Raw genomic sequence first — 15,637 nt, forward strand, 5'->3', positions numbered from 1 at the left:
TCGCGCAGCGAGAGCAGATACGGTAGCCGGGGGATTCATCCCCCGGCAGGAGGCGCCGGCGACAACCTCGACCGCCGCAACCCCCGGTGCAGGCCGAGGCCCGTCCCCTGTGAGACCTGACAAGGACGACCGGCTGTACCGCATTCACATCGGGGAGCGCATCGCCCGCATCGAATCCTCTGTCGGCCAGATCGATCAGGACACCTTCCTCCTTTCCCCCCTCATCCAGGATGCGGTTCTGAAAAACCTGCAGGTCCTTGCCGAATCCTTCCAGAGGCTCTCCGAGTCCTTCAAGAGGGCCCACCCGCAGGTGGAGTGGCACAAGATCGCTGGTCTCTGGAATATCCTCGTCCACGACTATCTCGGCATCGATCTGGACATCGTCTGGAACATCCTCGCCGAGGAGCTGCTGGTCCTCAAGGCCGCGGTGGACCCGGGCTCCCGGCCATAGAGTCCCCTCCCGTCCCTGCGCCCGGCGCCGCCGCCGACAACACGGTGACCGGGCTCGCCTCAACGGGAAGCATCGACAGCTTGCATCCACTTCATGCGCCGCTGTATACGGAGGAAGAAAGCCAGGCTTATGGGAGGAGGAGAAAACTCCAGACCGAAATTCCATGGGAGGAAGAGAGCTGCCCATCCGGGGGATCCTCACGATGGATTGCAGGCAATCAGCGCTGGGCGCTGGCACGTGCCGGCCGCCCGAGGCCGCGGTGATCGGTGCTGTGGCTCCTGGCACCGGGAGCCGCACCGGCATCGGGGATGAAAACGGCCTGGCGCGCGGCCCGCCGGGTGCTCCCGTGGCAGCTGCGTGGCCCGATGACCGGTCAGAACACGGTGATGAACGACAGCATGGAGGGGAGGCCCATGGAAAGGAGAATCAAGATCAGTACCTGGTTGCTCGGGATGTGGGTTGTCTGTTCCTGGTGGATGCCGGCAGGGCTGGATGCCGGGTCACCAGGCGTGGTCTTCTGGAACAGGCTGGGCAGCGACGCGGAGGTGACCACCAGCGCGATCGGTGCCCGGGGCACCATCGTGGGATCCCAGTATGCCTATGAGCCGGCCCGGCATGGCCGCGGCTATATCCGCAAGGCGGTGGGACAGTATGTCCGCTTCCCCGCCTCGATCCTGACGCCTTTGCGGCAGCGGGGCGCGCTCGCCTTGTGGGTGACATCCAAGGTTCCGAGCCCGGTGCCGTACCAGTATGGGATCTTCGGTCTGGTCGGCGCGCCCTATGGCCATTACGGAGTGCCCCGGGATGCGCACATCGGCCTGTATTGGGGGGATACGGTTACCGGGCGGGGCCTGATGGGCAGCGTTTTCTTTGGCGGCCAGCAGGCCACCACACCCCCGGAGCCGGAGCAGTTCGTGGCCCAGGTGGGGGTGCCTTTTCATGTCGCCATGGCCTGGGACATCAATGGCATCGACGGGTCCGCCGATACCGTGCGGCTGTACCGGGATGGCGCCCTGGTGAGCAGCTCCACCGGGACCTGGGACCCGGCCGGGAAGGTGATGTACGACATCATTCTTGGCTACGGACCGGATGGCGGCGGCTACGACAAGTTCATCTCCGACAATCTGGTGATCTGGAATTACGCCAAGACCGATTTCTCCGACCGTTTCCGCCAGGACCCCACCGGCCAGCTCAAGGGCACCATTGCCTTTCTGGGCAGCGATACCTGGCCCATGGCCGAGGGGGTCAACTCCGACATCTACCTGATGCGTGAGGACGGCACCGGGCTGCGGCCCTTCATCACCGATCCGGCAGCGGACTTCGCGCCGGCCTTTTCGCCGGACGGCGCCCGGCTGGCCTTCATCTCGGACCGGGACGGCGAGTATGCCGTCTACATCGTGAACAGCGACGGCAGCGGGCTGCACATGGTCCCCAATTCAGGGTACGGGACATCCTTGGGGGGCAGTACTGGGGACATCGTCAATGCGGTCGGCTGGTCGCCCGACGGAAAAAAGCTGGTCTACCGGGCGATCAACGCGGTGGGCGGCATGGGCATCATCAACGTGGACGGAACGGCCAGGACGGTCCTGACCAGCAACGGTGTTGGCGATGGTGTCTACAATGCGCTGCGCGGCATGCAGTGGGGGGCTGACATGGACCAGCTCATCGTGCACGCCATGGACTACCCCTGGCACCAGAACATCTTCCGCTACACCATTTCCAGTGGCACCTGGGAGCAGATGACCCCGGACGTGACGCCATCCCATACCATGGATGCCGCGGTCAACTGGCGGGGGCAGATTGCCTTCACCCGGCGGGCATCGGGCCAGCAGCTCTATGATCTCTACGTGATGGAGGATATTCCCGGCGCAGCGTCGTCCAACGTGACCAGATTTGCGGTGAATCAGCACGCCTTTCAGGCCCACTGGATGCTGGGTGACCAGAAGCTGGTCTTTGCGTACTACGACCACCAGGCGCCGAACTGGCAGATCGCCAGCATCAACCCGGACGGCTCCGGCGGTCGGGTCTTCTCGCCACCGGGGGCGCCGCTCTACTGCATGGATCCCACCTGGTCCTCCTGGGGGCCTTCGGGGGCGCCGGTCGCGCTTGCCGGGGCGGATCAGGTCATCTGCAATCAGCTCTGCCCCGAGCTCATTCTCGACGGCTCATGGTCCTCGGACAAGGGTGGGGAGATCGTCTCCTTTCAGTGGGAGCTGCGGCACCGGGACAATCCGGCCTACGACCGGACGGCGAGCGGGGTAAGCCCGGTCCTCTCCGATCTTCAGCCAGGCATCTACGACGTGACGCTCACCGTGACCGACAACGATGGGCTGGCCGCCGAGGACATGCTGCAGCTGACGGTGCGGGCCTTCTGCGATCCCTGCGCCCTCCAGCGTGGTGACCTGGACAGCGACGGGGACGTGGACGCCGACGATCTGCGCATCCTGGGGCAGAGCTTCGGCACCCGGCTCCCAGGGCGCTGAGTGGCTCTCCGTGCGGGGGGAGGCGGGCCGAGTCCACGGGGCGGAGGCCCACCCGCAGGAGCGGCTGGCTGTCCCGGCCGGTTGCTGGACGGGGTCAGGGGAGCATTCCCCTGGCCCCGGGTCACGCGGTCGGCCCCGGACTGGGGCCAGCCACCAGGACCGCGCCCAGTGAGGCCTTCCGCAGCTCCTCCTCCATCCGGTACTGCTCGGTGGTATCCCGGAGGGCGAGGACCACGCCCAGGATCCGGCTCGCGCTGTCACGGATGACGGCGCCGGAGATCTCGATGTCCCGCCGGGCCTCGTCTTTGGCGACCAGGGCCCTTTCCCGGCTCGGGGACCGGTACTGGCCCGCGGCGAGGATTTCGTGGAAGGGGCCGCGGCAGGCCTCACCCGTCCGGGAGCAGACTAGGCGCAGGACCTCGGCCAGGGGGCGGCCTGCGGCCTCCGGCTGAGACCAGCCGGTCAGGGCCTCGGCCGCTGCGTTGAGGAGCACGACATTGCCCTGCAGGTCGGTGGTGATCACTGCCTCGCCGATGCTCCGCAAGGTGACCAGGAGGCGCTCCTTTTCCGCTGCCAGCGCCTCCTCAGCCCGTTTCCGCTCCGCGATCTCTCCCTGGATCTCCTGGCGGTAGGCGGTCAGCCGCTCCTGGAAGAAGGTGAAGGCGGCAAGCAGCTGCTGCGCTTCGTCCCCGGCCTCCCCGCCAGGCTCGTCGGCGCCAACTGCGCCAGCCGGCGGATATTCCCGGCCGAGGCTGCGGATGTGCAGGGCGAGAGCCAGGAGGGGGGCGGTGATCCTCCGGACGGCCAGGAGACTGCTGGCAAGAAAGAGGACGATGCCGGCACCTGTGAGGTAGAGGATGTACTCCTTGAGCCGGTCGGCCAGGAAATAGACCGTGCTGTCGGGCTGATAGTAGAGCAGGACCAGGTCACGGTTGTGCAGGGTGAGCTTCCGGAAGAAGAAGGTGGCTCCACCGCGGGCGCCCTCCTTCGTGATGCTTCCCTTCCCCGCCCCGCCGTGCAGCGCCTCCTCCATGGCCTGGGCCTCGATGTCGGAGAAATCGGCCCTGGTGTCGTCGGCTGCGACCAGAGCTGCGCCGTCGCTGGCCCGGGCCAGCACCACCTTGCCGTCGTCCGGTACCGACCGTTCGAGCAGAGGCTGCAGCCCCTGGAAGGACAGCTGGGCGCAGAGGACCCCCACAGGCTCGCCGTTCCGCCGGTCCTGGATGGGGACCGCGATGTCAATGGACGGGAAGGGAAAATCCTGGCGCCAGGCCACGTCGCCCAGTTGGGTGGCCAGCTCGAGCATCGGCTTCTGATAGAGGGGGGAGGAGAAGAGGTCAGCGAACGGCTCCTGGTCCGGCCCCAGCGGGAACTTCTTGGCCCTGAGCCATTCCTTGCCGTTGGCACTGATGGCTGAGGCCTGGAAGAAGGACTCGGTGAGCCGCAAGAGCCCCCGGAGCGCCGCGCGGGACGCCTCCGGCCGGGCCGGATCCGGCGGGCTGACCGCGGCCAGGAAGCGCAGCTGCTGCTCGCTGTTCAGGAAGAAGGCACGGATGTCCTCCTCAAGACGAGTCAGCCTGTGCTCGGCGCTCAGTCGAAAGATGCTGCCCAGACGATCGGAGAAGGCTGCGGTGCTCAGGAAGTGGAAGAGGCCGATGACGGTCAGAAACGGCAAGAGGGCAGACAGCAGGATCTTGCGGCTCAGGGTCATGGGGCGCTACCGGACGATTGCGGCCTCGGCTGTAATCTCGGGAGGGATGTCCTGCCCCAGGAGCTGGACCGCACGCAGGTTGAGCATGGATCGCTCGGGGTAATGATAGACCGGCAGGCGGGAGGGCGGTCGTCCCTGGAGGATCTTGTCGATGTATTCGGCCACCTTGGGCGCCACCATCTCCAGGTCCATCACCGCGCCGCCGAGCAGGCCCGCTTGGACATGCTCCTCGTGCTGGGCAAGCACGGGCAGGCCGAGGCGGTGCTGCCAGACGACGATCTCCGCTACGTCTTCCCTGGTGAGCGCCGGGGGAAAGGCGAAGACGAAGTCGCACGTGTCCCGCAAGCCGGCCATGGCGGGGCCGATCCCGGAGACCTCAGAGAACAGCCGTTCCTGGATGGTGACACCGAAGGGGCTGGCCACCTGCCGGTACTCGTCGAGCCGGCGGCCGAGATCGGAGTCGATCCGCGCCAGGATTCCCATCCTGGTGGCGCCCCGCATCATCCGCTGGCATTTCTCCACGAACGCGCCGAAGGAGCCGCGGACGACGCCGGTGAACAGGTCCTGGGCACGGCCTGGCCGAAGGGCGGTGGTTTCGTGGGCCGCGATGAAGCAGACCGGGGTTGCCAAGTCCGGAAGCCGGGCCAGGACCGGCAGGCTGTTGCCGGTGGCGAAGACCAGATCGGCCCGGGTGGTGAGCGCGGAGGCGACACGGCGCTGCTCTTCCGGGGTGTCGACGCCATCGAGATCGATCCGGACCAGGGTCAGGTTCTGGCCCGGCGCGTATCCGCGAGCCACCAGAGCGGCGGTGACCGCCGCCAGCGTCGGACCGGGGGTGCTCGCAGGAACGGCGATACGGAAGTTGCCCGGGACCAGGGGGGGAGGCTCGGCCGCCCTTCCCCTGGTCTGGGTGGCGAGCCCCACCAGCTCGGCCTGATCGGCGGTCTCCTGGGGAATCGCCACCCCCAGCGTGCGGGCAGTGGCCAGATTGATCACCAGCCGGCCGCTCAGATACTTGATGGGCAGCTGCTCCGGGCTTCTGCCCCGGAGGATGGCCAGGGCGTATTCCATCAGATGGGGGACCAGACGGTCGTAGTCGAGGCTCGGGCCGCCCAGGAGCCCCTGCTCGATCTCCTCCCGGACTTGGCCCATGACCGGCAGCCCCAGCCGATGCTGCCAGTGGATCAGCTCGGGAAGATCGCCGCTCATGAGCGAAGGCGGGAAGAGCACCACGGCATTCACCCCACGCTCCTGGAGCTCCCGCATGGCCTGGCCGATTTCATCCCTCCTGCCGTAGGTCCTTTGCTCCAGTCCGACGCCGATCTCCCGGCTCGCCTCCTCGTACAAGGCGGCCAGGGAGGCCATCGGCGAGCCCTGGAAATAGAGCATGCCCAGCTTCCGGCGCTGGTCGGCCGGCAGGAGGTCCAGCATCTGCTGGAAGAGGGCGGCAGTGGACTCGCGGAAGATGCCGGTAGCGCTCGGCCGCATGGCGGCGGGCAGCATGGTCTTGAGGGTGCTCGAGGTTACGAAGAGCAGGGGGGTGGTGATGCCGGCGGCAAAAAGAGAGGACAGGGCATCGCCGGTGGAAAAGAAGAGGTCGCAGCCCTGGGCGATCTCCCGGCGGATCCGTTGCTGACCCGGTTCAGTCTCGCTCCCCTGGAGGTCGATAGGCACGACCACCAGAACCTCGCCGGCGGCAAGTCCGCGCGTCCTCAGGGCCTCGAACAGGAGAGGATAGACCGGCGAGGTGCAGCCCTTGGGCACCCCCAAGCGGTAGGTCGCAGCCAGGCTGCCGCCTCTTGCGGGCAGCGCCAGGAGCAAGACAACCAGAGCAAGCGATACCGCGGCCGATCGGCGCTTCACGGTCAGGCCTCTGTGCAGGGCATCCCCGGGGGCAGGCTGCTGTTCCGGAATGTGGAGCGAATTCACGAAGTCCGCACGGGATTGCTCTCATCATACACAATCGCTGTGCCTGATGCACGATCGCCGTCCCTGGTCTGGATCGGCCCCGGTGCCTGGCGTGTCCCACCGGGAAGAGCGAACCGGCCCCCCCGGTCGCCCCGGGGCCAGGATTCCCGGCCGCGGTCGGGCCAAGGGGCCGGACGGAAAAGGGTTGGGGCCGGCCCTGGCGATGGGGTATGCTGGTGAAGTTGGAGACCGCTCCCGTGCCGGGGTGGTCTGGCCGCGCATATCTCTTCCCTTCCCCTCCCGAGGACCATGGCCCAGATCGCCGCCACTGCTTCGACCTTCGCTGCCAAGAAGACCAGCCTGTCGGCCACGGTCAAGGACCAGTCCGGCGCCGGCCGGCTGCGGATCGGCGAGCTCTTGCGCAAGGAAGGCCATATCACCAGCAACCAGCTGGACGAGGCCTTGGCCTTTCAGAAGAAGCACCAGGGCCGCCTGGGCAGCATCCTGGTCAAGCTGGGCTACATCGAGGACCAGACCATCGTCAACGTCCTCAGCCGGCTGCACAACTTCCCAGCGGTGATGATCTCCCGGGAGCCGCCGGCGGCCGATGCCCTGGAACTGCTGCCATACGCCGAGGCCAGGAAGTTCATGGCCTTTCCCCTGCGGCGGCTGGGCAAGACCCTGCAGATCACCATGGCCGAGCCCACCGACACCATGGCGGTGGAGGAGCTGCAGACCTTTCTCAAGATGCCTTTGTCGGTGTGCGTCTCCAGCGAGAAGGACATCGTCGACGCCTACCGCGCCTATTACAAGATCAGCGACGAGGAGTATCAGCAGTTCTTCGGCGCCAAAGAGGAAAAGGCGGAGGAGGAGGCGGTCACCGGCATCGACGACTTCGGCGCCCTGGCCTCGGAGGCGGCGGAGGGCTTCGAGCTGGAGAGTGGCGGCGACGAGGAGGGCGCCTTCGACCAGTACTCGGCCTCCGACGCACCCATCATCAAGCTGGTCAACGGCATCCTCATCAAGGCGGTCACCGACGGGGTGAGCGACATCCATATCGAGCCCTTCGAGAGGGCGCTCCAGGTTCGCTATCGGCTGGACGGCTCCCTGTACAAGTCGATGAACCTGCCCATGAACATCAAGAACGCGCTCATCTCCCGGCTCAAGATCCTGGCCAACCTGGATATCACCGAGCGCCGGGTGCCCCAGGACGGCCGGATCAAGATGCGCATCGGCCGCAACAAGGTGGTGGATTTCCGGGTCTCGTCCTTGCCGACCCTGTGGGGCGAGAGCATCGTCATGCGGATCCTGGACAAGGGATCCCTGAACGTCGACCTCACCATGCTGGGCTTCGAGGTCTCCACCTTCGAGACCCTGAAGCGCTGCATCTTCCGGCCCTACGGCCTGCTGCTGGTCACCGGCCCCACCGGCTCCGGCAAGACCACCACCCTCTACTCGATCCTCAACTCCCTCAATACCGAAGACACCAAAATCCTCACCGCCGAGGATCCGGTGGAGTTCAACTTCAAGGGCATCAACCAGGTCAACGTCAAGAACGAGGTGGGCATGACCTTTGCCTCGGCCTTGAAGGCCTTCCTGCGCCAGGACCCGGACATCATCATGGTGGGCGAGATCCGGGACATGGAGACGGCAGAGATCGCCATCAAGGCGGCCATGACCGGTCACCTCGTGTTCAGCACCCTGCACACCAACGACTGCCCCTCCACCATCGGCCGCCTGGTGGACATCGGCATTCCGTCGTACATGGTGGCCTCGGCGGTGACCATGGTCCTCTCCCAGCGCCTGGCCCGCAAGCTGTGCGGCAAATGCAAGGCGATCGAGGAGAGCCCGGACGCCAAGCAGCTCCTGGCCATGGGCTTCCGGGAGGAGGAGATCCCGGGCCTTTCCATTTACGGCCCCCGGGGCTGCCCGATCTGCAGCGGTGCCGGCTACAAGGGCCGGGTCGGTCTGTATGAGCTGATGGAGGTTACCGAGGAGGTGGCCAAGGCCATCAACGCGGCGGTGGCCGAGGACCAGCTCCGGAAGATCGCGGTGCAGGAGGGGATGAGGACCTTGCGGGAGGCGGGCCTGCAGAAGATCCGCGAGGGGATGACCTCGGTGGAGGAGGTCCTGAAGCGGACGGTGGTCACCGAAGAGAGCCTGCCGGCCTACCTGGTGCACCCGGATGTGGAGCGCTACGAGGATGGCGACATCATCATCCGGGAAGGCAACACCGACATCGACTTCTTCCGTCTGGTGCAGGGCGCGGTGATGGTGATCAAGGACGGCAAGAAGATCGCCGACATCGTCCAGCCGGGGGAGTATTTCGGCGAGATGTCCGCCATCTCCGGCGAGCCCAGAAGCGCCACCATCGTCTCCCGGGGCCGCTGCATGATCAAGCGCTTCCCGGGTGACAAGCTCATGGAGACCATCGAGAAGTACCCGGACGTGGCCACCGATCTCTTCCGGATCATCGTCCGCCGCCTGGAGCAGGCCAACCAGCTCATCCTGAAGCTCGCCAACGACATGCAGCGCCGGGCCGCCGGCCGCTGACCCTCCCGGCCAGCACGTTCTCAGAAGTCCTGTCTTGTCCTGTCGGACAGGACGCATGTCCTGCCCGACAGGTCACCACCGGCCGGATCCGGCTCACAGCAAACGGTACGGGTAGGCCCGCCGCGTCCACTCGCTGTCCGGGTAGCGCTGGCTCAGCTGCTCGTAGGCCGCCTTGAGCGGCTGCGGGCTGTGGGTGGACTTGTATCGGCTCACGCCCTGCAGAAAGATGGCCTCGGGCCGGAGGCTGCTGTCCGGGTAGGCGTCGATCAGCGTCTCCAGGGCGGCCAGGGCCTCCGGGAAGCGGTCGGCGTCGAAATGCTCCTTGGCTACGCCCAGCAGCACCGAGGCCTTGAGGTCGTCGGGCCCCAGGAAGCCCACGGTGCGATGGTGCTCCTTGCCGCCCGCATCGAGGATGAGGATCGAGGGTGTCCACTTGATCCCCATCTCGGCGGCCAGGGGCTGGTGATCGTGGGCCAGCCGCACGGGCACCACCTGTTTCTCGATGAATTCGGCCATGCCCTCCGTGGGATACGTAACCGCATCCATCTGTTGGCAGCCGATTCACCCGGGATTGAAGAAATCCAACAGGACGAGCTTTCTTTCCTTCTTGGCGCGCGCCAGGGCAGGCGCAAGCTCGGTTTCCCAGTGGATAGCGGTCATGGCGGTCCTCCGTAAGTCATCAGGTTGGCGGTGGTGGCAAAGACGGCTTCAGGGCCGGAGTGTGGCCGGCGGGGCGCCGGGCCGCTCGAGGCTTCTTTTGAACTCGCTGATCTGCAGCGCCAGAAAGAGGCACTTCCGGCCCTGTATGCAGTGCCGGGCCTCATCGATCTCGATGAGGGTCGTCCAGGCGTGCTGATCCTTCCGGAGGTTGACCGCCCAGGCCCGGTTGTCCTGGTCCAGCTCGACCTCGACGTCGATGCCGCAGGCGCCGATGTCCGGATAGGTCTCGTTGATCTTCTGGCGCAGCTCGTGCCGGCTGATCGCGGCTTGCCGGCTGGTGGCCTCGGGGCGGCACCAGAAGACCGGCGCGGACGGCTTGCCGTTCCTTCTGCGGAAGGTGGGGATCAGGGTGCTCATGGCCAGACCTCAGGCGGGGACGGTGCCGGCGCCGTGGCAGGTGGGGCATTCCACGTCCGGGGCGCACTTGCAGTCCTCCCATTGGTCGCCCACCTGGGTGCCGCGCCACTCCATGTTGCAGGTGCAAAACCCCGGGACTGTCTTCTGGCCGCCGCAGTTGGGGCAAGGCACCGAGCCTCCTTTCTTGTGGGCGGCCGCCTCTGTCTTGATGTCACACATGGCTCTCTCCAAACAAGGTTGAACGGGCTGCGCTCCCCTGGCCGTTCGGCAGTCGGGTTGCCTCGGTGCAACAGCAAGGCTCATGCCAGCCCGCGCCTGGGGTGCGCTTGGCATCGTTCTTGAATCGACCTTTGGCAGAAGAGAGGGCACCCCGCCCCAGACCTTTGAGCCAGACACGAAGGAGGAGAGCACCATGCCGGAGTTCGGAAGCGCTTTTTCAGGGTTGACCAGTGAACGGAAGGTGACGGCCGCGGAGCTGGTGCGCGCGATCCGCTTCATGATCGCGGCCGAGTACGAGGCGGTGCAGCTGTATGAGCAGCTGGCCGAGGCAACCGACCACCCGCTCGCCCGGGAGGTCCTCTACGACATCGCCAACGAGGAGAAGGAGCACGCTGGTGAGTTCTTGCGGCTCCTCAAAGAGCTGGCCCCGGATGAGGAGCAGTTCTACCAGGCCGGCTCCGGGGAGGTGGAGGCCATCATGGCCAGGCTCGGCGGCTAGCCGCGGCCGTTCCCATCAGCCAGCCCCTCTGCCGCGCATCCTGCCCCCCTTCCTGCCTTCATCCTTCATCCTTCCTGCGTCACAGGACCCGCCCGGCAGCTCCGGCGGTAGCGTCCAGCCAGCCCGCGAAAAAGGCCTTGAAAAAGGTTCGGGAATCCGCTATTCAGTTTGGTTCGCCGCAAGGCGAAACCTCACCCGTTGTCCCGCCGGTCTTTGATCCAGAGCCGTTTGCCGCCCCTGTCTGGGGACGCTGCGGGTGCCGGAAGCTCCGTCTTCTTTCCCCTCTTGGCTCCGATCCTTGGCGCTTGATGGCCCCACTGGCGGGCGGTGGCCGCCCGATGGGGCCTGACTGGGCTGTCTTGTGGACTGAAGCTGTGCCGGATTTTGTATCGGCTCATGACCCAATAACGCAACCAAGGAGAAGCACCATGTCCGCCAAGATCATCAGCGGCAACGAAGTCGCCAAGGCCATTCGCGCCGAGCTGGAGAAGGAGGTGGCTGACCTCAAGGCGCAGCACAACGTTGTGCCGGGGCTCGTCACCATCCTGGTGGGCGAGGACCCCGCCTCCCAGTCGTACGTCACCGCCAAGAACAAGACCGCCCACGCCCTGGGCATCCATTCCGAGCAGGTGACCCTGCCGGCCTCCACCTCGGAGGCCGAGCTCCTGACCCTGGTGGCCCGGTACAACGCCGACCCGAAGATCAACGGCATCCTGGTGCAGCTGCCGCTGCCCAGGCAGATCAACGAGGCGCGGGTGCTGTATGCCATCGATCCGGCCAAGGACGTGGATGGCTTCCATCCGGTGAACGTCGGCAAGATGATGTTGGGCGAGCAGTGCTTCCTTCCGTGTACGCCGCACGGCATTCTGGAGCTTCTGGTCCGCAGCGGCGTCGAGACCAAAGGCGCGGAGGTGGTGGTGATCGGCCGCTCCAATATCGTGGGCAAGCCCATCGCCAACCTCATGCTCCAGAAGCGGCCGGCCGGTGACGCCACGGTCACCATCTGCCATACCCGCACCAGGGACCTGGCGGCCCATACCCGGCGGGCCGACATCATCATCGCCGCCGTGGGCGTGCCGAAGATGGTCACTGCCGGCATGGTCAAGGAGGGGGTGGCGGTGATCGATGTCGGCGTCAACCGCATCGGCATGAGCGAGGCCGGCAAGGCGATCCTGGCCGGCGACGTGGATTTCGAGGCGGTGAAGGAGAAGGCCTCGGCCATCACGCCGGTGCCGGGCGGGGTGGGGCCCATGACCATCACCATGCTCATGAAGAATACCGTGCAGGCGGCCAAGCAGGCGGCCGGCCTCCTGTAAGACGACCGAGACGGCGCCGGGCTTTGTCTGCCCCGGCCGGCCCTGAGAGGGAATGACCATGGCGAATGTGCGCAAAGGTTGTGAGACCTGTCCTGAGATCACCTGCGCCTCCACCCGGGAGATACTGAGCCAGGGGGTGGCCAAGGGTGTTCGCACCACCTACGACCGGATCAAGGCTCGGGGCATGGCCGCCTGTCTGTTCGGCTCCGGCGGCACCTGTTGCCGGAACTGCAACATGGGACCCTGCCAGATCATCGATGGCGTCGAGGACATGATCGGCGTCTGCGGCGCCACCGCCGACACGGTGGCGGCCCGGAATTTCTGCCGGGCCATCGCCTCGGGCACCGCCTCCCACACGGACCACGCCCGGGAGATGGTGCTGGGGCTCATCGCCACAGGCCGCGGCGAGACCCCGTACGAGATCAAGGATCCTGGCAAGCTGCGCATGCTGGCCGGACTCTTTGGGGTGGAGACCGGGGGCAAAGACCTCAAGGCCCTGGCCGTGGAGGTGGGGGAGAAGGCCCTGGCCGAGTTCGGCAAGCAGACCGGCACCCAGGTGATGACCAACAGGGCGCCCAGGAAGCGCCAGGAGCTGTGGCAGAAGATGGGGGTCACCCCCCGGGGCGTGGATCGGGAGGTGGTGGAGCTGATGCACCGCACCCACATGGGCGTGGATCAGGAGTACCACAACCTGATGCTCCAGGGCACCCGCTGCGCCCTGGCGGACGGCTGGGGCGCGTCCATGCTCTCCACCGAGATCACCGACATCCTGTTCGGTACCCCGGTGCCCATCCGGGCCAAGGTGGATCTGGGGGTGCTGCGTACCGACCAGGTCAACATCACCGTCCACGGCCATGAGCCGCTCCTGGCCGAGTCCCTGGCCATGGCGGCCGAGGATCCGGAGATCCTGGCCATGGCCAGGAAGCAGGGGGCGACCGGCATCAACCTGGCCGGCGTCTGCTGCACCGGCAACGAGATCCTCATGCGCCGGGGCATCCCGGTGGCGGCCGGCTTCGTGCAGCAGGAGATGGTGCTGTCCACCGGCGCGGTGGAGGCCATGGTGGTGGACGTCCAGTGCGTCATGCAGGCGGTGGCCGATGTGGCCAAGTCCTTCCACACCGACATCATCACCACCAACTACCGGGCCAAGATGCCCGGGGCGGTGCACATCCAGTTCGACGAGCACGACGCCCTGGGCAGTGCCAAGAAGATCCTGGCCCATGCCATCGCCAACTTCAAGAAGCGGGGCAAGCATTACATCCCCATCACCCAGAAGCTGGACGTGGTGGTCGGCTTTTCCCACGAGACGATCAACTATATGCTGGGCGGCCGCTTCCGGGCTTCCTACCGGCCGTTGAACGACAATATCGTCAACGGCCGCATCCGGGGGGTGGCGGCCATCGTCGGCTGCGACAACTACAAGTACTCCGATGATGCCCACATCAAGGTGGCCAAGGAGCTGATCGCCAACGACGTTCTGGTGCTGGCCACCGGTTGTGCTGCCACCGCCCTGGGCCGCAACGGCTTCCTGCGGCCGGAGGCGGCAGCCCAGTATGCGGGGCCGGGCCTGGCCGAGGTCTGCGAGACGGTGGGCATGCCGCCGGTCTTGCACATGGGCTCCTGCGTCGACAACAGCCGGCTGCTCATCGCTGCCACCGCCATGGTGCACGAGGGCGGTCTGGGGGATGATCTTTCCATGCTGCCGGTGGCCGGCACCGCGCCCCTGTGGATGAGCGAGAAGGCGGTGGCCATCGGCGAGTACTTCGTGGGCTCCGGGGTCTACGTGGTCTTCCAGAGCCTGCCGATCACCGGCGCCAAGTCCTTCTCCAGGTATCTTCTGGAGGGCATCGCCGCGGACTTCGGCGGCAAATGGGACATCGAGGAAGACCCGGTGGAGCTGGCCCGGAAGATGATCCGCCACATCGACAGCAAGCGGGAAGCCCTGGGCATCAACAAGAAAAAGGAGCGGGTGCTCTTCGACATGGCCATGCGCCGGGAGCTCTCCAGCGGCGTCCATGCCGGCTGCAAGGGCGGCGTGACGGCCGCCTGATTGAGGCGGCGGCACAGGCGAGAGCGCCCATGGGGCACTTCGGGGAAGGGGAAGGCACGCGATGAAATCAGGCAGCAACCTCGAGCAGGTCCTCCGGCAAGGGCATTTTGCGGTCACCGGCGAGCTGGGGCCACCGAAGAACGCCGATCCGGAGGTGGTCCGCAAAAAGGCCCGGATCCTCGCCGGCGCGGTCGACGCCGCCAACATCACCGACTGCCAGACGGCCATCGTCCGCATCTCCAGCATCGGCGCCGGGCTTCTGGCCCAGGCCGAGGGGGTCGAGCCGGTGATCCAGATGACCTGTCGGGATCGCAACCGGATTGGCATGCAGTCCGACATCCTGGGCGCGTCCGCCCTGGGTCTCAAGAACCTTCTTTGTCTGACCGGCGACCACCAGCGGTTCGGCAACCATCCCGGCGCCAAGGGCGTCTTCGACATGGACTCCATCCAGATGCTGTCCATGGTCAAGGGGATGCGGGACGACCGGCGCTTCCAATGCGGCGAGGAGATCAAGGGGCCGGTGCCAGAGCTTTTTCTGGGCTGCGCCGCCAATCCCTTTGCCGGGCCCTTCGAGTTCCGGGCCGCCCGCCTGGGCAAGAAGATCACCGCCGGCGCCGACTTTGTCCAGACCCAGATCATCTACAACGTCGAGAAGTTCCGGCGCTTCATGGAGATGGCCCGGGAGCTGGGCCTGCCGGAGAAGGCCTTCATCCTGGCCGGGGTGACGCCGCCCAAGTCGGTGGGCATGGCCAAGTACATGAAGACCTCGGTGCCCGGCCTGGATGTCCCGGACGAGATCATTCAGCGGATGACCGGCGCCAAGGACAAGCAGGAGGAAGGGATCAACATCTGCGTCGACATCATCAGCGAGGTGCGGCAGATCAAAGGGGTGGCCGGGGTGCACATCATGGCCATCGAGTGGGAGAGCGCGGTGCCGGAGATCGCCAAGCGCGCTGGCCTCCTGCCGCGGCCGGTCCTGGCGGCGGTGGCCCCGGTGCAGCCGGCGGCCCCGGCCGTGGAGACGATCACGGTGGCGGCAGCGGCACCCGCCGCTCCGGTGGCGGCCGGCGAGGCCGAGGCGCTCATGGCCCGGGCCCGGGCCGAGGCCGAGGCGATTGTCGCCGCGGCCCACAGCGAGGCAGCGAGGATACGGACCGCGACCATGGCGGCGGCGGTTCCGGAAGCAGCGCCGGCCGAGAAGCCGCCGGTCAGCCAGGAGACGGGAGAAGAGGAGATGAACGAACGGGAACGGCAGCTCGCCCTGGAGTCGATTCGACTCGGTCTTGACAGCCTGAAGCGCTCTCTGGGCCTGTCCGAGGACCAGTTCGAGTCGGTGAAGCGCTTCCTGGAGGCGCAAACCATTCTGAGCC

General features: G+C 66.4%; 12 protein-coding genes. 7 read left to right on the forward strand and 5 right to left on the reverse strand.

The window, feature by feature from the left end; genetic code table 11:
• Positions 1–109 precede the first annotated feature (109 nt).
• Together AB1634_15025 and AB1634_15030 are read left to right on the forward strand one after the other, a co-directional pair.
• Positions 110–451 (forward strand): HepT-like ribonuclease domain-containing protein, encoded by a 342-nt coding sequence (locus AB1634_15025; protein MEW6220827.1) that lies wholly within the window; start codon positions 110–112, stop codon positions 449–451.
• 413 nt (positions 452–864) lie between these two features.
• Positions 865–2,934: a PKD domain-containing protein gene (locus AB1634_15030; protein ID MEW6220828.1), complete on the forward strand. Its 2,070-nt coding sequence runs from the start codon at positions 865–867 to the stop codon at positions 2,932–2,934.
• A gap of 121 nt (positions 2,935–3,055) precedes the next feature.
• Here the strand turns inward: AB1634_15030 and AB1634_15035 are convergent, their stop codons facing one another.
• Entirely contained in the window at positions 3,056–4,645 is a 1,590-nt protein-coding gene (locus AB1634_15035; GenBank protein ID MEW6220829.1) for a PAS domain S-box protein, read from the reverse strand.
• A 6-nt stretch (positions 4,646–4,651) separates the two neighbouring features.
• Positions 4,652–6,508 (reverse strand): ABC transporter substrate binding protein, encoded by a 1,857-nt coding sequence (locus AB1634_15040; GenBank protein MEW6220830.1) that lies wholly within the window; start codon positions 6,506–6,508, stop codon positions 4,652–4,654.
• Between the two features lie 354 nt (positions 6,509–6,862).
• On the opposite strand from AB1634_15040, the gene pilB reads away from it, so the two are divergent.
• Positions 6,863–9,106: a type IV-A pilus assembly ATPase PilB gene (gene pilB / locus AB1634_15045; protein ID MEW6220831.1), complete on the forward strand. Its 2,244-nt coding sequence runs from the start codon at positions 6,863–6,865 to the stop codon at positions 9,104–9,106.
• A 93-nt stretch (positions 9,107–9,199) separates the two neighbouring features.
• Here pilB and AB1634_15050 read toward each other — a convergent pair whose 3' ends face one another.
• The 3 genes from AB1634_15050 to AB1634_15060 form a co-directional block, all read right to left on the reverse strand.
• A complete protein-coding gene (locus tag AB1634_15050; GenBank protein ID MEW6220832.1) occupies positions 9,200–9,622 on the reverse strand; it encodes a tetratricopeptide repeat protein in 423 nt (140 codons plus the stop codon).
• Between the two features lie 192 nt (positions 9,623–9,814).
• A complete protein-coding gene (locus tag AB1634_15055) occupies positions 9,815–10,183 on the reverse strand; it encodes a hypothetical protein (protein MEW6220833.1) in 369 nt (122 codons plus the stop codon).
• Positions 10,184–10,192: 9 nt separating this feature from the next.
• Positions 10,193–10,402 (reverse strand): hypothetical protein, encoded by a 210-nt coding sequence (locus AB1634_15060; GenBank protein MEW6220834.1) that lies wholly within the window; start codon positions 10,400–10,402, stop codon positions 10,193–10,195.
• Positions 10,403–10,595: 193 nt separating this feature from the next.
• Between AB1634_15060 and AB1634_15065 the strand changes: the two genes are divergently transcribed.
• From AB1634_15065 to AB1634_15080, 4 genes are all read left to right on the forward strand, one after another.
• Entirely contained in the window at positions 10,596–10,901 is a 306-nt protein-coding gene (locus tag AB1634_15065) for a ferritin family protein (GenBank protein MEW6220835.1), read from the forward strand.
• A 428-nt stretch (positions 10,902–11,329) separates the two neighbouring features.
• A complete protein-coding gene (locus AB1634_15070; protein MEW6220836.1) occupies positions 11,330–12,217 on the forward strand; it encodes a tetrahydrofolate dehydrogenase/cyclohydrolase catalytic domain-containing protein in 888 nt (295 codons plus the stop codon).
• 58 nt (positions 12,218–12,275) lie between these two features.
• Positions 12,276–14,267 carry an anaerobic carbon-monoxide dehydrogenase catalytic subunit gene (gene cooS, locus AB1634_15075; GenBank protein MEW6220837.1) on the forward strand — a complete coding sequence of 664 codons (1,992 nt, stop codon included), beginning with the start codon at positions 12,276–12,278 and terminating at the stop codon, positions 14,265–14,267.
• 61 nt (positions 14,268–14,328) lie between these two features.
• A partial coding sequence (locus tag AB1634_15080) for a methylenetetrahydrofolate reductase (GenBank protein MEW6220838.1) occupies positions 14,329–15,637 on the forward strand: 1,309 nt, incomplete at its 3' end.

The sequence above is a fragment of the Thermodesulfobacteriota bacterium genome (assembly GCA_040755095.1).
Taxonomy (GTDB): Bacteria; Desulfobacterota; Desulfobulbia; order Desulfobulbales; family JBFMBH01; genus JBFMBH01.

Coding starts and splice junctions, on each gene's coding strand:
- cooS (MEW6220837.1), top strand. CDS start 12,276: ATGGCGAATGTGCGCAAAGGTTGTGAGACCTGTCCTGAGATCACCTGC.
- AB1634_15065 (MEW6220835.1), top strand. CDS start 10,596: ATGCCGGAGTTCGGAAGCGCTTTTTCAGGGTTGACCAGTGAACGGAAG.
- pilB (MEW6220831.1), top strand. CDS start 6,863: ATGGCCCAGATCGCCGCCACTGCTTCGACCTTCGCTGCCAAGAAGACC.
- AB1634_15070 (MEW6220836.1), top strand. CDS start 11,330: ATGTCCGCCAAGATCATCAGCGGCAACGAAGTCGCCAAGGCCATTCGC.
- AB1634_15035 (MEW6220829.1), bottom strand. CDS start 4,645: ATGACCCTGAGCCGCAAGATCCTGCTGTCTGCCCTCTTGCCGTTTCTG.
- AB1634_15050 (MEW6220832.1), bottom strand. CDS start 9,622: ATGGCCGAATTCATCGAGAAACAGGTGGTGCCCGTGCGGCTGGCCCAC.
- AB1634_15060 (MEW6220834.1), bottom strand. CDS start 10,402: ATGTGTGACATCAAGACAGAGGCGGCCGCCCACAAGAAAGGAGGCTCG.
- AB1634_15055 (MEW6220833.1), bottom strand. CDS start 10,183: ATGAGCACCCTGATCCCCACCTTCCGCAGAAGGAACGGCAAGCCGTCC.
- AB1634_15030 (MEW6220828.1), top strand. CDS start 865: ATGGAAAGGAGAATCAAGATCAGTACCTGGTTGCTCGGGATGTGGGTT.